General features: G+C 55.8%; 1 protein-coding gene. It reads right to left on the bottom strand.

Translation table 11 applies throughout. The annotated features are described in order from the left end of the window. Positions 1 to 258 (bottom strand): uroporphyrinogen decarboxylase family protein (locus SB725_RS32240; RefSeq protein ID WP_410923561.1); only part of this gene is annotated, 258 nt, incomplete at both ends.

Below are 258 nucleotides of genomic sequence, written 5' to 3'. Positions count from 1 at the left end.
AAGTGACGCTTTTCGCCAGTTTATCGAGTAGAGCGTGCAGCGCCTGCGGATCGGCATACATCATTTTTTTGATCACGGTGAACGCTTTGCTGCTGCCGCCTTCCACCATGTAGGTCGCCAGCGTCCACGGGCTGCCGGAAAAACCAATCAGCGGCACTTCGCCTTTCAGTTCGCGACGAATGGTACGCACCGCGTTCATCACGTAACCCAGCTCATCTTCCGGGTCCGGAATTGGCAGTTTATCGACGTCGGCTTTGC

This window comes from Pseudomonas sp. SIMBA_041 (assembly GCF_046535095.1).
Classification (GTDB): domain Bacteria; phylum Pseudomonadota; class Gammaproteobacteria; order Pseudomonadales; family Pseudomonadaceae; genus Aquipseudomonas; species Aquipseudomonas mucoides.
Note: the sequence above shows the minus strand (reverse complement) of the source record. Positions and strands in the feature narration are given on the sequence as shown.